15 protein-coding genes and 2 tRNA genes are annotated in these 16748 nt (G+C 40.9%); 6 read left to right on the forward strand and 11 right to left on the reverse strand.

The features are described 5' to 3' along the window. From DSBG_RS19550 to DSBG_RS19560, 3 genes are all read right to left on the reverse strand, one after another. Positions 1–500: prephenate dehydratase domain-containing protein (locus DSBG_RS19550; RefSeq protein ID WP_282434240.1), on the reverse strand; the 500-nt coding region annotated here is incomplete at its 3' end. Positions 501–693: 193 nt separating this feature from the next. Further along, the gene (aguB, locus tag DSBG_RS19555; RefSeq protein ID WP_068966391.1) at positions 694–1569 is read right to left on the reverse strand and encodes an N-carbamoylputrescine amidase; all 876 of its coding nucleotides are present in this window, start codon (positions 1567–1569) and stop codon (positions 694–696) included. 90 nt (positions 1570–1659) lie between these two features. Further along, positions 1660–2694 (reverse strand): agmatine deiminase family protein, encoded by a 1035-nt coding sequence (locus tag DSBG_RS19560; RefSeq protein ID WP_068966393.1) that lies wholly within the window; start codon positions 2692–2694, stop codon positions 1660–1662. 207 nt (positions 2695–2901) lie between these two features. Here DSBG_RS19560 and DSBG_RS19565 point away from each other — a divergent pair, with 207 nt between their 5' ends. The 5 genes from DSBG_RS19565 (at position 2902) to DSBG_RS19585 (ending at position 9716) form a co-directional block, all read left to right on the forward strand. Continuing rightward, complete coding sequence (locus DSBG_RS19565; protein WP_068966395.1) at positions 2902–3369, forward strand: hypothetical protein; 468 nt, start codon at positions 2902–2904, stop codon at positions 3367–3369. Between the two features lie 112 nt (positions 3370–3481). Continuing rightward, positions 3482–4654: an iron-containing alcohol dehydrogenase gene (locus DSBG_RS19570; RefSeq protein WP_068966397.1), complete on the forward strand. Its 1173-nt coding sequence runs from the start codon at positions 3482–3484 to the stop codon at positions 4652–4654. Positions 4655–4841: 187 nt separating this feature from the next. Next, a complete protein-coding gene (locus DSBG_RS19575) occupies positions 4842–7361 on the forward strand; it encodes an N-acetylmuramoyl-L-alanine amidase (protein WP_068966399.1) in 2520 nt (839 codons plus the stop codon). Between the two features lie 86 nt (positions 7362–7447). Next, positions 7448–8662, forward strand: a complete 1215-nt coding sequence (locus DSBG_RS19580) for a multidrug effflux MFS transporter (RefSeq protein ID WP_068966400.1) — start codon at positions 7448–7450, stop codon at positions 8660–8662. Between the two features lie 148 nt (positions 8663–8810). Then, on the forward strand, positions 8811–9716 hold the full coding sequence (locus DSBG_RS19585) for a DUF4474 domain-containing protein (protein WP_068966402.1): 906 nt from the start codon (positions 8811–8813) through the stop codon (positions 9714–9716). Positions 9717–9846: 130 nt separating this feature from the next. Here DSBG_RS19585 and ilvN read toward each other — a convergent pair whose 3' ends face one another. From ilvN to DSBG_RS19625, 8 genes are all read right to left on the reverse strand, one after another. Then, positions 9847–10344, reverse strand: coding sequence for an acetolactate synthase small subunit (gene ilvN / locus DSBG_RS19590; protein WP_009622945.1), 498 nt, complete (start codon positions 10342–10344; stop codon positions 9847–9849). Continuing rightward, positions 10341–12038 (reverse strand): biosynthetic-type acetolactate synthase large subunit, encoded by a 1698-nt coding sequence (gene ilvB, locus DSBG_RS19595; RefSeq protein ID WP_068966404.1) that lies wholly within the window; start codon positions 12036–12038, stop codon positions 10341–10343. Before ilvB ends, ilvN begins: the two co-directional genes overlap by 4 nt. Positions 12039–12410: 372 nt before the next feature. After that, positions 12411–12890 (reverse strand): flavodoxin family protein, encoded by a 480-nt coding sequence (locus tag DSBG_RS19600; protein WP_068966406.1) that lies wholly within the window; start codon positions 12888–12890, stop codon positions 12411–12413. 338 nt (positions 12891–13228) lie between these two features. Continuing rightward, positions 13229–13543 (reverse strand): hypothetical protein, encoded by a 315-nt coding sequence (locus tag DSBG_RS19605; RefSeq protein WP_068966408.1) that lies wholly within the window; start codon positions 13541–13543, stop codon positions 13229–13231. Positions 13544–13588: 45 nt separating this feature from the next. Then, positions 13589–14725 (reverse strand): carboxynorspermidine decarboxylase, encoded by a 1137-nt coding sequence (gene nspC, locus DSBG_RS19610; protein ID WP_068966409.1) that lies wholly within the window; start codon positions 14723–14725, stop codon positions 13589–13591. Positions 14726–14735: 10 nt separating this feature from the next. Then, the gene (locus tag DSBG_RS19615) at positions 14736–15935 is read right to left on the reverse strand and encodes a saccharopine dehydrogenase family protein (RefSeq protein WP_068966411.1); all 1200 of its coding nucleotides are present in this window, start codon (positions 15933–15935) and stop codon (positions 14736–14738) included. Positions 15936–16260: 325 nt separating this feature from the next. Further along, positions 16261–16344, reverse strand: a tRNA-Tyr gene (locus DSBG_RS19620). A gap of 51 nt (positions 16345–16395) precedes the next feature. Beyond that, positions 16396–16471: transfer RNA gene (locus DSBG_RS19625), tRNA-Glu, on the reverse strand. Positions 16472–16521: 50 nt separating this feature from the next. Between DSBG_RS19625 and DSBG_RS22665 the strand changes: the two genes are divergently transcribed. Further along, a partial coding sequence (locus tag DSBG_RS22665; protein ID WP_141694381.1) for a hypothetical protein occupies positions 16522–16748 on the forward strand: 227 nt, incomplete at its 3' end.

The following is a 16748-nucleotide window of genomic DNA, read 5'->3' on the forward strand; positions in this document are numbered from 1 at the left end:
CGAAGGGCAACTTCCAGCCCAAAGATGTCTGCTGCTTGTTCCGGACCTATAGCCCCTGCTGTGATTCCAATTCTTTTAGCTTGGTTAGCCCCTTCCGAGTTGCTATTTGTTAAATGCAACTCAGCTTGCGGAAGTTGGCTCTCTAAAAAGAGACGACACTGACCAGCTGATTGGGGATGGGTGAAAACTTCCGTGATATCCTGCCATCTCCCTCCAGGTGTGATCATCAAGGTCTGTGAGATTGGAAGAATCAGCTCATCAATGATAAGCAAGTCCACCTCCCAAGCTAAAATATCCAGAACGACATTGACTGAGCCTTCTAAAGAATTTTCAAAAGGAATGACGGCCAAATCCAGCTCACCATGTTGTACTGCTAATAGAGTTTCTCGTATACTCGGCAAACTGACTAATTCAGCATGATTGTTATTATTATTAGAATAAATTCGGGCAGCTCGTTGGGAAAAGGTTCCATCGGGACCAAGAAAACCAATTCTTAGCATAAAATCCCTCCGCCGTTCAATTTCATATACTGAGAAGTAGACCTTTAAAATTAGACTTACAGATTTAGACAACCTCTAGAAACTATTCTTCAAAAAATCAAATAACCCTCTCAAGTTATTTAATTAAATCCGTCAAAGCGCTTTTCGATAGGGTTATTAAAATTAAAGCCCTGCGTTAAAGCAAGGCTAGTTTCTAGAAACTTAACTCCCCATCGTAAGACGAAATAATTTTGTATAAATCAGGCCGACGGTCTCTGAAGATTCCCCACTCAAGCCGCTGTATCTCAAGTTGATCCAAGTCAAACTCAGCAACTAGTACTGTTTCTTCCGCGCGACCAGCTTCGGCAAGCTTGTTCCCTTGCGGGTCTGCAATAAAGGAGGATCCGTAGAAGGTAATACTAGAATCTTCGTCTACCTCAACCCCAATCCGATTGGAAGCAACCACGGGAACCAAGTTTGCTGCGGCATGCCCTAACATACAAGTCTGCCAATGGTCTTTAGAATCGATCGATCCATCTTGAGGCTCCGTACCGATGGCTGTTGGATAAAAAAGTAATTCAGCACCTCTTAAGACCATACATCGGGCAGCCTCCGGATACCATTGATCCCAGCAGACCCCAACACCGATTTTTGCATACTTGGTATTCCAGACCTTAAAACCTGTATCTCCTGGGTTAAAGTAGAACTTTTCTTCATAACCAGGACCATCCGGGATATGACTCTTGCGATATTTCCCCAGCACTTCTCCATTGGCATCTATGACTGCCAGAGAGTTATAGCGTGCATTGTTTCTCTTCTCATAGAAGCTGATCGGTAAAACCACCTGAAGCTCTTTGGCTACTTGCCTAAAATGCTGAACAGCTTTGTTCAATTCTAACTCGGTCGCATAAGCATAATAATCGGACTTTTCCTTCTGACAGAAATACGGGGTTTCAAACAACTCTTGTAATAAAATAATTTGGGCGCCCTTATCCACTGCTCGTCTAACAAGCGCATCCGCTTTTTCGATGTTTCTTTCAATGCTGCTGGAACAGCTCATCTGAGTCGCCGCTACAATTACATTTCTCACTTTTACACCTACTTACCATAAATTATAGTCAATTGGGGACATTCCTGTCTCAGTATTACTGCTGGTACTTCAGGTGTGTCCTCTTTCCTTTTACCCCGTGGGCATTTGTTGGGTTGTACAATGCACATTTCCGCCCTCACGAATGATTGCCATTCCATTAACAGTGCGTATCCGTCTTTCAGGGAATAGTTCACCCAATACTTGCGCAGTTAATTGATCGGTTTCTTTCGCTTTGCCGCCGAAGATAGGCAAAATAATCCCTCCATTAACAAAGTAAAAGTTCAGATAACTCAGAGTTAAGCGCGTATTGTTATAGAATAATTTTGGAGGCTGCTGGATGGGAATGATTTCAAATTTTCTCCCCAGAGCATCCGTTTCACTACCAAGAATCCTTAAGTTTTCTTGGGTAATCGCGTAATTTGCGTCTTCAGGATCGTCACAAACTTGGATTAGGATTTTGCCTGGAGCAGCAAAGCAAGCGATGTTGTCAACATGACCGTCTGTCTCATCCCCGTCTAATCCGTTTTTTAGCCAAACTACCTTCCGTATATTTAAAAATTTCTTTAACTCGGCTTCAATCTGCTCTTTCGTTAATTCCGGGTTTCGATTAGCATTCAGAAGACACTCTTCCGTCGTTAAAAGCGTGCCTTTTCCGTCCACATGGAGTGAACCTCCCTCCATCACAAGAGGAGCATCAAACCGTTTCAACCCGACAAAGTTAAGAATTTGAGGCGCTACCTGATCGTCTAAATCCCACGACGCATATTTACCGCCCCAGGCATTAAAATGCCAATTGACTCCTGCGACCTCTCCTACATCATTTACCAAAAACGTTGGACCATTATCCCGAAGCCATGCATCATTATGCTCAATAGCTAGGCCTTCAATTCGCTCGTTTTTAAATAGATGAACCAGCATTTCTGATTCCTCTACATCAACAGGATTCATCACAACCGTAACAGGCTCAAATTCGGCAATAGCCTTAATAATTTCTGCATAGCCAAAGCAAACTGTTTCATAATCCTCTGGATAACACATAGACCTTTGAACTGGCCAGGAAATAAAGGTGCGCGAATGTTTGACCCATTCGGCAGGCATTTTATAGTTATAATTTATTGGATACATTGCATTCCCTCTTGTACTCATATTTTGAAGCTTTCCTCTTATTCTACTTCATGGTGCAAAGAATATAAAGTCGCTTTCATCCCGCCCACGTTGTTGACAATCAATTGAACAAGTAACAATGACATCTTTTATCGATAGAATATTAAGCGTTAAAGTGGATATTCTAACTAAAACCTTAGGAAAAACATATAAAGGGGATAACAAACGATGCCCAAGTTTCTTTTATATCCAATTTTTACTACAGTTTTCGCTTTAATCCTAATAGTCAATGTTCCCAAAATAGAAATCCGACGGTTATCTATTTATGGAATCATATTTGGTGGAATCATGGATGCAATGGTGCATTTCTTTGGATATGTCACCGGTTTATTCGCTTGGACAAACTATGGACCCTTTGGCTTCATAGGCGTACATATTTTTGCCGATGTTACATGGTCAATATTTTTCATATTATACTTCTATTTTTTGCCGCTACAGAAACCATTGAATTACCTTTTTGCATGTGCCGGAATCTTCTTCTCTGTATTGTATTATAACCTGGTTATTGATATGGGAATCTTGAAAACAGAAAGCAGAATCCTTCTACCTTTATTAGGTTTTGTTGTTTGGTTTTCACTAGCCACTTGGGGTTTTTATAAACTGAATGCTTACATAGAAGGTTATTCAAAACCATAATAGATCAATGAAATTATGACAGCAAATAAAGATCATGTACCTAAATTAATATTACAATTGTTTAACATCGTTTGCTAAAATAGACTGATATTTATGAGGAGGTAAACCCTGTTTGGAAAATACTCATAATTATATTTTGCCCAAAACCAACCTTATCGGTATTGGGGCCATTAAAGACCTGCCTAATGAATTATTGTCATGGAAGCTCAGTAAAGCACTAATCGTTACCGATAAAAATATGCTAAGCCTTGGATATGTAGAGAATGTGGAAAAAATCTTAAAAAATTTATTTATCTCCTATGATATTTTTGACGGTGTATTACATCCTAACCCTACTGTTTCTTTTGTAGAGGATGGGCTAACTTATTTTAAGAAAGGGCTAAATATATTTAAACGAAACTACAAGCTGGTCATTTCCATTGGCGGCGGAACAAACCATGACTGTGCCAAAGCAATCGCTACGGTTGCCACAAATGGTGGTTCAATCATTGATTATGAAGGCTATAATAAAGTTACCAAACCTGCGCTACCCCAAATTGCAATCAATACCACTGCAGGATCTGCGGCGGAATTATCAATGTTTGCCATAGTATGTGATAATTCCAGGAAAGTAAAGATGACGATCGGATCGCCTTATATAACTCCATATATTTCAGTTAACGACCCTATATTTATGACAACAATGCCCAAGGAGGTTACCGCCAGCTCAGGTATTGATGTTGTTTCACATGCCATAGAAGCTTTTGTATCCACTGAAGCTTCCCCAATTACCGATTCTTTAGCACTTGATGCAATAAGATTGGCTTTTGAGTATCTCCCTAGAGCATATGAAAATGGCAATGATTTAGAAGCCAGAGAAAAGATGATGTTTGCAAGCATTATGGCTGGCATGGCTTTTAATAATGCAGGGTTAGGATATGTACATTGTCTAGCACATCAATTAGGTGGATTTTATCATCAAACCCATGGCGACTATACTGCGGCCTTACTACCTTATGTTTTTGAATTTAACTCAATTTCGGTACCTGAACAAAAAATTATGCAATTATGTAGCGCAACGGGAACTGTTACCCATAACAGATCTCATGCAGTTGACTTAATTATTGACTCAATCAAGAATTTAAATTCTAGAATCGAAATTCCTAGCAGATTAAGTGAGATGGGACTAAATGAGCGTGATATTGAAACACTGTCGCAAAATGCCTTAAAAGATATCTCTTCTTTTACCAATCCAAGACAAGGTTTTGTTGAGGATTTTATTGCCATCTTAAAAGCTGCCTTCTAGATCTACGTAATGTGAAGGTATTCAATCAGATCTCAAGCTCACTGCCAATTACATAAATCCTAAACAATTAAGGAGCCTCATGTTATGTGAAGCTCCTTAATTGTTTAGGATGTTAACTAATTTCATCAATAAATATTAGTTTTTATGATATAATCGACATATATTGATAAAGGGAAGGGAAATAGTTGTGAAAAAAATTATTTTATGTGTAATCACATCACTTACATGTATATTAAGTGCACCCTTAATAACCCAAGCGAGCCCCTTAGTCTATTCAACAGAACGTATAGCCGGTCAGGACAGAGTTGAAACGGCTCTAAAAATATCGCAAAAAGGTTGGGATTCCGCTCAAACAGTTATTTTATGCGAGTACTCCGATTACCCGGATTCTATTGCTTCAACACCTTTTGCGGTCAGCTTAGATGCTCCTATATTACTGACCGCTGGAAACTCTATTGACCCACGCGTTCTCCAAGAACTACAACGATTAAAACCTCAAAAAGTCATTCTTCTTGGCGGAATCGCCTGTTTACAACCTTCTATAGAAAAAGAACTTGATAATTCTTCGTTAAAATGGGAACGCATTGGCGGAATAGACCGTTACGAAACGTCGGTCCTTCTGGCCAAACGCTTATCCAGCGACTCATTAATCTTGGCTAACGGGGATAATTTTCCTGATGCTTTATCAGCAGCAACGTATGCAGGCATCAAACAGATCCCGATAGTTCTTACATCAACAACTCTACCGGATTCTGTCATTCAATACTACCAAGAGGCTGGCCCAAAGCATTTAATCGTTATTGGGGGAGAAGTCGTCGTTCCTTCCATTGAATTAACAAAAAATAAGTTCTCGGTCGAGACTCGTTTAGGCGGTCAGGACCGTTACCAAACCAATGCCAAAGTCGTTACCTATATGAAAGGTACCTATAAGTCTAATGACCTTTTCCTGGCCTCTGGGATAACATTTCCAGATGCCGTTGCTGGAACAGTCCTTGCTTCAAAAGTTGAAGCTCCCCTTTTGCTCACAGAAAAAGAAGATATTCCGCCATCAGTCTATAGTCTTATGCGTGAACATATGCAAGTTGAACCTCCATCTGAAAGCAGTGATAGTTCCGCTAATCCCTCTAAGAAAGGGAAAGTTAACGCGACAGGGAGCCTGAATCTTAGAGATACCCCCTCACCAACAGGAAAAACTCTTGTTACCATTCCCAACGGTACAACGATTGATCTTACTGAACAACAAGGCCAATGGTATAAAACTACCTATCAATCTAAGACCGGTTGGATCTCTGCTGATTACATAACCGTCATATCCACTCCATTAACCCCATCAGATGACTCTGATACTAAGACAACGGACAATAATACAAGCAATCAATCTCTAAAAGGGGAAATCACAGCGTCAGGAGGCTTAAATCTCAGAGATACACCCTCGCCAACTGGAGCAACACTCGCCACGATTCCGAAAGGCACCGCCCTTGATCTTACGGATCATCAAGGCCAATGGTATAAAACCACCTATCAATCTAAGACCGGTTGGATCTCTGCTGATTATGTAACCATCATATCAACTCCAAAAGGGGAAATTACAGCCTCAGGAGGTCTAAATCTAAGAGATACACCCTCGCCAACAGGAAAAACACTCATCACGATTCCGAAAGGCACCACCCTTGATCTTACGGATCTTCAAGGCCAATGGTATAAAACTACCTATCAATCTAAAACCGGTTGGGTTTCTGCTGCTTTTGTCACATCTGTTTCTCCAAATAAGATCAGTTCAATTAGCTCTACCACCACCGCAACCAACAAAATCAGCTCAACGACTACTATCGACTTAAGCGTAAATGGCAGAGTTTATATCTTAGGCGGAACAGGTATTATCAGTTCTAACACCCAAAATATTATTCAAGGAAAAGCTTCTTCTAAATATAAAGATAATCTTAAATCCTTCCCCTCCTTGCCCTCAGAAATCAAGAAACCGGATCCTCCATCAAGCGATAATGATGGCGATGTCACTCCACCACCCTCTGATAACTCCACTGTTCCGACCACTTACGATCCTTCCTCAGAAGTTCTCATTGATCCTTTTCAAGGAATCCCTGCTAACGCCTTAGCAGGTAAGACGATTATGATAGATCCTGGACATGGAGGACCTGATACAGGAGCAATTGGCCCTAAACATACCAATGAAAAGGATAACACCTTGGCTATATCGCTTGTCTTAAATAATATCTTAAAACAAGCAGGCGCCCAAGTTATCTTAACCCGCGATACAGATATATGTATTTGTCCCGTTACAAATTATTCTGAAACAGCGGATCTACAAGCCCGGGTTGACTTAGCCAACAAATATAAACCCGACTTATTTATCTGCATCCATAATGATTCGTTTACCAACCCTGATGTACAGGGTACTTCAACTTTTTATTCCAAAGAAAATCTAAAAGAGAATGAGAGCATACAGCTGGCCAGCAACATTGAATCCTCCCTAATCGATACAATTAAAACAAAGAACCGTGGGGTTAAAGAAGCAAGGGATTATGTTTTACGCTATACAAGTATGCCTGCCGTTTTGCTGGAAACAGCCTTTATTTCTAATCCTTATGAAGAAGCCAGGCTACAAAACCCGACGTTCCAAAAAAATGTTGCCTCTGCCATTTTCCATGGCATCTATAATTATTATAAAAACCCTTTGCCGAAAGCTTAAAGTGCCATACCTAACCCCATAATTTTTAAATGTGGACGCTTTTTCAGATTAACCTAATATCATGCAAAGGAGCCAAAGAAACTCAGGTGAATACTTATCAAAACGACTTCACAGCTTCTACCTCGTCAGTGTCTCAATCCCGTAGATTATGGACCGCTATCATATTAGGTGCGCTGTCTGCTTTCGGGCCATTATCTATTGACATGTACTTACCTTCCCTGCCCATCTTGACCAAGGATTTGCACACCAGCACATCATTGGCTCAATTTAGTCTGACAGCTTGCCTACTTGGGCTCTCAGTGGGACAACTCGTAGCTGGTTCTCAAAGCGATATACGCGGGCGTCGTATCCCTCTGCTGATCGGACTGGTTAGCTATACTATCTCATCCTTACTTTGTGCTTTAAGCCCATCCATCTGGGGATTGATTTTACTTCGATTCATTCAGGGCTTCGCAGGCTCTGCAGGCATTGCAATATCGCGCGCAGTAGTAAGGGATCTATACTCAGGTTCTGAGATGATGAAGTTTTTTTCTCTTTTGATGCTGATCAATGGAGTCGGACCAATCTTTGCCCCAATCATCGGTGGACAATTATTACAGTTTACCTCTTGGCGAGGCGTATTCCTGGTTTTAAGTCTGGTTGGTATCGCCATGCTCGTCACGGTCTTCTTTGGTTTACCAGAGACATTACCTCTCCGCCGCCGCTCACAAGCTGGTCTGATGAATACTTTAACCACCTTTCGAGTTCTCATCTGCGACCGCGTTTTCATGAGTTATGCTCTACCTCAGGGACTTGTAATGGCCGCCATGTTTGCTTATATATCAGGTTCTCCTTTTGTCATCCAAAACATTTTTGGTGCCTCTCCACAAATGTTTAGTGTGTTTTTCGCCATCAACGGAATCGGCATTATCATTGCCGGACAAATCACTGGTAGGCTAGCAAGCAGAATTAACGGAACTAAGCTTTTTCTCAGCGGTCTAATCCTGGCTTCAATGGGCGGTATCGTGTTGCTAATCATGATTCTTATTGGAGCAGGACTCACCGCGATCTTACTACCTTTGTTCGTGCTTGTCTCAAGTGTCGGAATTGTATCAACTGCTGGCTCTTCGTTGGCCATGGAGAATTACGGTCATTCAGCCGGTAGTGCTTCAGCGTTACTAGGTTTATTTTCATTTGTGATTGGGGCTATAGTCGCTCCACTCGTTGGCCTAGGTGGCGGAAATACAGCACTACCCATGGGCATAGTGATTTCTGTCACTGAGGTCGGCGCGATTCTAAGTTATGCCCTACTAAAACGATGAATGGCCCCAGAACTTACTCATTGTATAAATCTCTCAATTTTATCAATATAAAATTGAGAGATTTATATTTTTATCTGGATTGCTAAATTATAATCCATGCACCATACCATTCATCAATCAAATATTATGTAATAAGGGGGCGATTTTTATGTCCGTTCAAATATTAGAGCCTAAAAGCAAAACGGTCACCTATAGAGACGTTGACGAATCCGACTCTGTTCCTGTGGTGACCGGGAATCATGAATTAGATAATATGATAGAAATTGCTGGTTATTCGTATGACCTAAAACAAGATATATTTTATTCAACCATGGATCCTTGGCAAAGAAATATTGGATATTGTCGTCTGTACGATGAAGCAGCAGCGTTAATGGGGATGATTATTGATTGTGAACCAATTCATTTTGACTATCTTGATAAGAAATGGATGATTGGTTTGTGGAAAGGTCAGTACGATCTAGTGACTGGTTGTGAGATAGGAGTCTATACAGATGCCCATGATCTTAATATTTTGGGTCTTTTTAATGGTGCTTATTATAATTGTGCAAGCAACAATGATTTATTAGAAATGAAGTATACTTTAAAAAAGAACGGTAATACGCTCTTTACAAGAGAAGGGGAACACTGGTGGCTAACAGGTTTTAAACTAGGCGAGTTTTCCGGACCTTCAGAATTAACAATGGATATTGATATTACCTTGCATAATGTGCTTATGCGTGATGCGTTTATAGGTGGACTATGGAATGCAGGATATTCATTGGACCAATTTACAAGAAACGGAAATACAGTAAGTTTCACATTTGACATTCCTCATACACCGCCACCAATGACCCGAACGCCAACAATAGAACGTATTATGCAATGGAAAAACGAACAATTATGTAATAAGTATCAAGAAATTACAGGGAAATCTAACAATATGCAAGATAAGTTAAAAGCCGTAAAGGAACTAGCACCCGAGATGTACCCTAAAATTATTAGGACAGGGAAATCAAGTCAATTATATGAGATGTTCTTATCTCGTTTAACTCCACAACCTGCTAACCCCACATAACACTTAGATCCCCCTGGACTGCACACCAATACAACTATGACAGCACCGCTCTAACGCTTGGCGTCAGCCAAATTTCTTTATAAAGAGAGAAGGACTTCGTGCTGACGAAGTCCTTCTCTCTTTATAAAGCTCATCGATCCTTTGCTGGGATTGGTCCTCGCGAGAGAGCAATCTTACCTGTCCGTACAATTTCAATAATTCCATGATCATCCTCTAGTACTTGACATAAGGCATCGATCTTTGTTTCGTCACCAGAAAGTTCGATAACCATCGTCTCCCGATTTACATCAATGATTCTTGCTCGGAAAATATCGACGATATTAATGATATCCGAACGTGTCTCAACACTTGCTTTAACCTTAATCAAAACTAACTCGCGTTGGATCGACTCCACGGCCGTAAGATCAGTGATTTTGATGACATCCACTAATTTGGACAACTGGTTAACAACCTGTTCTTGCTCTATCTCATCCCCCTCGACCACAATTGTGATCCTGGTTGTATCGGGTTCCTCTGTGTACCCGGCAGCAATACTTTCAATGTTAAAGGCCCGACGGCTGATCAGCCCGGAAATATGCGTTAAAACTCCCGGTCGATTTTCTACTAAAACTGCGAGTGTATGTTTCATCCCTCTGAACCTCCCAAAATCATTTGATCTAAACGCGCACCTGCCGGAACCATAGGCAAGACGTCCACTTTTTCTGGGGTCCGAATATCGACAACCACAGGGCCAGGAGTAGCAAACGCTTCTTGCAGAACTTTATCTAGTTCCTCTGGCTTAGTCACCCTTAAGCCTGTCACACCCATAGCCTCCGCCAATTTCACAAAATCAGTATTGCCTTTAAGACTTGTATGTGAATAACGTTCACCGTAGAACATCCTTTGCCACTGAGAAACCATGCCTAATGTCTGATTATTAAAGATCAGTACTTTAACCGGAAAACCGTAATTAGCAGCCGTTGCCATTTCCTGACAATTCATCATAATTCCGCCATCACCGACAAATAAGATAACCTTTCGATCAGGTAAACCACATTGTGCTCCTAGCGCAGCCGGAAGACCATAGCCCATCGTACCGAGTCCACCTGATGTAAGCAACGAGCGAGGATTTTTAAAACCATAATATTGGGCTACCCACATCTGGTGTTGTCCCACATCTGTGACAATCACTGCATCACCTTGAGTCAACTGACTGACTTTCTCAATAACTTCTTGAGGCATCACCAAGTCTGTTTGATGCTCATAGTTTAAAGGCTTTTCCTGTTGCCAAGAGAGAACCTTATCTTTCCAAGATTGAACATGTCCTTTTAGTTCAGCGGAAACATCGGTAACCCGTTCCACTAGGGCAGGTAATGACCAGTTCAGGTCTCCTACAACGCGCAGATGCGCCATAACGTTTTTGTTGATTTCAGCAGGATCAATGTCAAAGTGGACAACTTTAGCTTTCGTAGCAAACTCACTAAGGAGTCCTGTGACTCGATCATCAAAGCGAACTCCGATTCCCAACAGCAAATCACATTCCGTCGTAGCCATATTAGCTGCATACGTCCCATGCATTCCAACCATGCCTAGGAATTGTGGATGATCAAACGGCAGACAACCCAAACCCATCAATGAGGAGATTACTGGGAAACCTGTCTGTTCAATTAAATCTCGTAAGACCGCCGAGGCACCGGACAAATTCACACCCCCGCCTACGAAAATAAGAGGTTTCTGGGCTAAACTCAACTCCTTGAAGACTTTATCGATAGTTTCTAAATTTCCTGCAAAGATAGGACGATAGCCGCGCAGCTTAACCTCTTTTGGATACTGATAATCTAGCGCAGCCGCAAAGACATCTTTAACTACATCGACGACCACTGGTCCAGGCCTACCAGTACGTGCAATATAAAAAGCTTCTTTCAGGACCCCTGGTAAATCCTCTACCTTCTTGACCAAATAGTTGTGTTTTGTTATAGGCGTTGTAATGCCTCGAATATCTGCCTCCTGGAACGAATCTCTTCCGATCAGTGGAACAGCGACTTGACCAGTAATAGCCACTAAAGGAATAGAATCCATGTAAGCTGTGGCAATTCCGGTTACCAGATTGGTCGCTCCTGGTCCGGAGGTAGCTATGACAACCCCAACCTTTCCAGTAGCTCTGGCGTAACCGTCTGCTGCATGAACTGCACCTTGTTCATGCTTCGTTAAAATATGTTTAAAGTTTGCTTGGTACAAAGCATCATAAAGTGTCAACACTGACCCACCGGGATAGCCGAACACCACGTCAACGTTTTCATTTTTCAGGGACTCAATAATTGCCTCTGCTCCAGTCATCATCAAATTAGTGACCCTCCCTTTCTTTTTATAGATTATAGTAAGATTTGAGTTTGTCAAAATCATCTCTTCCTAAAACCATAAATCTTTAGTGCAAAATCAATGAAAATATTTCAATGATTATATCATAAACTAGGACTTTCAAATAGAGTAGAATACCATTGGATTTCAGAATAATGAAATAAAAAAATAATAGGGGTTTGTGCTAAAACTTGTTACTATCTTTTTTCACATCCCCACTTTTGCTTCTATATCATCAAAACACAAGCGTCCTCACTCCACTTTAATAGTGAAATGAGGACGCTTATTGATTGTTGTAACCACTTGAAATTTTGGAGACTGAGTTTTCACACATCCCCTAAATTTCATTCGAGTAGCTTATTTGAATAGTTCCACTGCCTTATTGGCTATTCTTTCTCCGAATGTTCTTGCCCTTTCTTTCTGGCCTTCGTCTCCATCTTGAATGCACACAGCGCCATAATGGATAAAAGGTTGTCCCTCAGCAGCGCCCGATGAATATACCAACATTCCTTTTACCAACAACTCTGCAATCAATGATAATTCTGCTACCTCGGCTCCGCCACCTACAAATTTGGCCGTAGCAAAAACAGCGCCCAGTTTTCCACCAATATTTCTATTTGTATCCAACCATTGTTTCAATTGCCAGGCAAAAGTGCCGGCAATCGTTGGTGATCCAAAGATAACCGCTTTGGCCTCCACTAAGAATTCAGTATCGATCTCTTCGATAGACATGCATTTCACTTCTACATTCTTGGTCTTCTTCGCACCTTCCGCAATGAGGTCGGCAACCTTTTTAGTATTTCCAGTCTGGCTGTAGTAAACAATGGCGATTTTCATAAAACCCCTCCTCTTTTATCCACTATTTTACCACCATTTCCATAGAAAGGAATGTTATAACTAAAATTTCATGAAAAATGTTAAACCCTTTGGGCTAGTCTCGACATTGATTTTCGCCTTATGTCGTGCGGCAATTCCAAAACAGACTGCCAAACCAAACCCGTCCCCTGCTCTTTTAGTAGTAAAAAAAGGTGTCCCCAAGCTACACTGGTTACAAAAAGAGGGCCCAGGCTGCGCATGAGCACAGCTTGGACCCTGAAAATTGAATGATTGCCAATATCAAAAGTATGAAAATAGAACATACCACTTATGATCTGATATCTGATAATCCATTAGGCTTATTTCTCGCCTTCGCTTCGATCAAAGTGAGAATTTAGCATGATCAAACGCCCAATCTCAGCTCGATTTTCCTTAGTCGTCCGTTTTTCTGTCAAATTTATTCGTTTAATATGACAGCTGAAGGAATTTCTCGACTTTGTCAGTATGTCTATCCATTCTTCATTGGAAAACAAGGTGGTTATCTGGGTATGATCCTCGAACATCATAAAATATTTGTCAGGATAATCTGTCTCGATGACATCTAAAATTCCTTCAAGAAAATCTTTGACATATTTTTTATTATTTGCTCTTTTGTAGTCAGCTAAATCATTCATAAAATACCTCACCAGCAGATTAAATGTTAATCAAAACAAATATTTTTAGGATAAGCGGGCTTTAAAATCTTCATAACCAAATTGTCTAACGACCTTAATGCCTTCGGCTTCATTAAAACGGGCGATAGAAGGGAGATTCACGCCATTGAACATATTGTTCTTCACCATAGTATAGTGGGCCATGTCACAAAATACAAGTCTGTCACCAGTTTTTATCGGTTGTCGAAAAGAATAATCGCCAATGATGTCTCCGGCCAGACATGTATGACCACCAAGTCTGTAGGTATAAGGATGTTCACCAGGCATTCCAGCATCGATTATATTAGGCCTATAAGGCATTTCAAGCACATCCGGCATATGACACGCTGCTGAAGTATCTAAAATAGCAATCTTCATGCCATTATCCACTATATCAAGAACCTTAGCAACTAGAAATCCAGTGTTCAAGGCGACAGCTTCACCAGGTTCTAGGTATATATCGACTCCATATTTATCCTGAAAAAATGTAATTGAACGGACCAAAGTTTCAATGTCATAGTCAGGTCTGGTAATATGATGACCTCCACCTAGGTTAAGCCATTTCATTCTTTTTATAAACTCACCAAATTTTTGGTCAACGACTTGAATTGTACGGGCAAGAGTATCTGAATTCTGTTCACACATTGTATGAAAATGCAGTCCCTCAATGCCATCAAGCTCCTCAGGTCGAAAATTTGACAAAGTCACTCCCAGTCTTGAATGCTGATAGCAGGGATCATAGATCGGCGTCTCGATCTCTGAATATTCCGGATTAACCCGGATGCCACAGCTTGTCTTTGTCTTATTATTTTTTACTTGGGCTTTGAATTTATTCCATTGACCAAACGAATTGAAGATGATGTGATCACAAGTGTCCATGATTTGATCAAATTCTTTATCAACATAAGCCGGTGCATAAATATGAACTTCTTTTCCTAATTCTTCATGACCCAGCCTAGCCTCAAACAATGAACTTGCCGTTACACCTTTAAGATATTTGCCCACTAAGGGAAATACGGAATACATCGAAAATCCTTTTAAAGCAAGAAGAATACTGCATCCCGTACGCTGTTGGACGTACTGCAGAATTTCGAGATTCCTTAATAATAGTCTTTCATCCACAATATAGCAGGGGGATGGAAGTATACTAAAATCGATGTCCATCCATTTCACCTCAGTCAAGGAGAGTTGGCGAGAAGCTTTCTTGCCACGGTAAACCGCATTTATTTAATGCTTCCATAAAGGGATCGGGATCAAATTCTTCAATATTAAATACCCCAGGTTTTTTCCAGATACCTTTGAGCATTAACATTGCACCAATCATAGCCGGAACCCCCGTTGTATAAGAAATAGCCTGCGACCCAACCTCGGCATAGCATTCTTGATGATCACAAACATTATAAACATAATAGGTTTTGGGTTTTCCGTCTTTAATCCCTTGCATAATGCAGCCGATATTCGTTTTCCCTTTAGTTCTTGGCCCTAGGGATGCTGGATCCGGAAGCAATGCCTTTAAGAATTGCAAAGGAATGATCTGTTGTCCTTCAAAATTAATAGGCTCAATCGAAGTCATGCCAACATTTTCAAGCACACGTAAATGATTTAGATAATTGTCCGAAAAAGTCATCCAGAATCTGATCTGCTTAATTCCCTTTATATGAATTGCAAGCGATTCTAGTTCTTCATGGTACATAAGGTAAATGCTTTTGGGACCTATCTCCGGGAGGTCATAAACTTTCTTCACAGAAAGAGGGTCAGTTTCAACCCACGAACCGTTTTGATAATACCTTCCATTTGCCGTAATTTCACGAATATTAATTTCCGGATTAAAATTTGTAGCAAAGGGATATCCATGATCGCCGGCATTGGCATCCACAATATCAATCGAATGAATTTCATCAAAATAATGTTTCTGGGCATATGCACAAAACACACTTGTAACTCCCGGGTCAAAACCACTTCCTAACAATGCAGTTATCCCCGCTTGAGCAAATTTGTCTCGATATGCCCACTGCCATTTGTATTCAAATTTAGCAATATCGGGCGGTTCGTAATTCGCAGTATCCAGATAATGAACACCAGTCGCTAGGCAAGCATCCATAATTGTCAAGTCCTGATAGGGGAGCGCCAGGTTAATGACGATATCTGGCTTAAAGCTGTTTATCAAGTCAATGACCATTTCGGTATTATCAGCATCAAGCTGTGCTGTATGAATGATTGTTTGACTTCCAGCCAATTTCGTTTTGATCGCTTCGCATTTTTCTACAGTTCTACTGGCTATACAGATTTCCTCAAATACGTCTGGATTTTGACAACATTTATGAATTGCTACGCTAGCAACTCCGCCAGCGCCGATAATCAGAGCTTTTCCCATTTCAGTACCTCCAAATCACTTTTACTAAATTAACAATGCAAATTATACATAAATCACTATAAATAATCAAGAAAAATAACAAAAAACAAGTATTATTAGGCATTAGGTGTAATTTTCGGATATATGCTAAGATCTATTGAATATCTTATGAACTTCTTAAAATCTCAATCTATTTTAGTTTTCGTAGTTTCAGCTACGAAGGCTCATTCTCAAAAAAAATCCACCTTATATCAATTTTATGCATAATTATTCTTTTTGGCCTTCCTTTTTTAATAGTAAAAAGCATCCGCCTTCATATAGCAGATGCTCGTTAAATGAGCTTCAATGGTGGGCAGGGATGGATTCGAACCATCGTACCTCGCGGAACAGATTTACAGTCTGTCGCCTTTAACCACTCGGCCACCTACCCATTTATTTTGTGTTTTTGAAACTTTATGATTATTTACTTGAATACTTTATTTGGTGACCCGTACGGGATTCGAACCCGTGTAACCGCCGTGAAAGGGCGGTGTCTTAGACCGCTTGACCAACGGGCCTAAATCTGTATCCTGGAGTGTGTATCCCAAACGGGTGGAACCCCGTAGTTTTGGCGGAGACTACCTCGTTAGAGATAGTCTCTTGCTTGTTACCTGGCGATGACCTACTTTGCCAGGGGCTTGCGCCCCAAGTATCATCGGCCATGAAGGTCTTAACTTCCGTGTTCGGTATACGAAAAGCGGACGAGCTTTTCGCCACACTGCGACTTATAACGCATACTCCAGCAGTGTGGATCGAACGGGTGGAACCCCGTCGTTTTGGCGGAGACTACCTCGT

The organism is Desulfosporosinus cupriresistens (assembly GCF_001707885.1).
Taxonomy (GTDB): domain Bacteria; phylum Bacillota; class Desulfitobacteriia; order Desulfitobacteriales; family Desulfitobacteriaceae; genus Desulfosporosinus.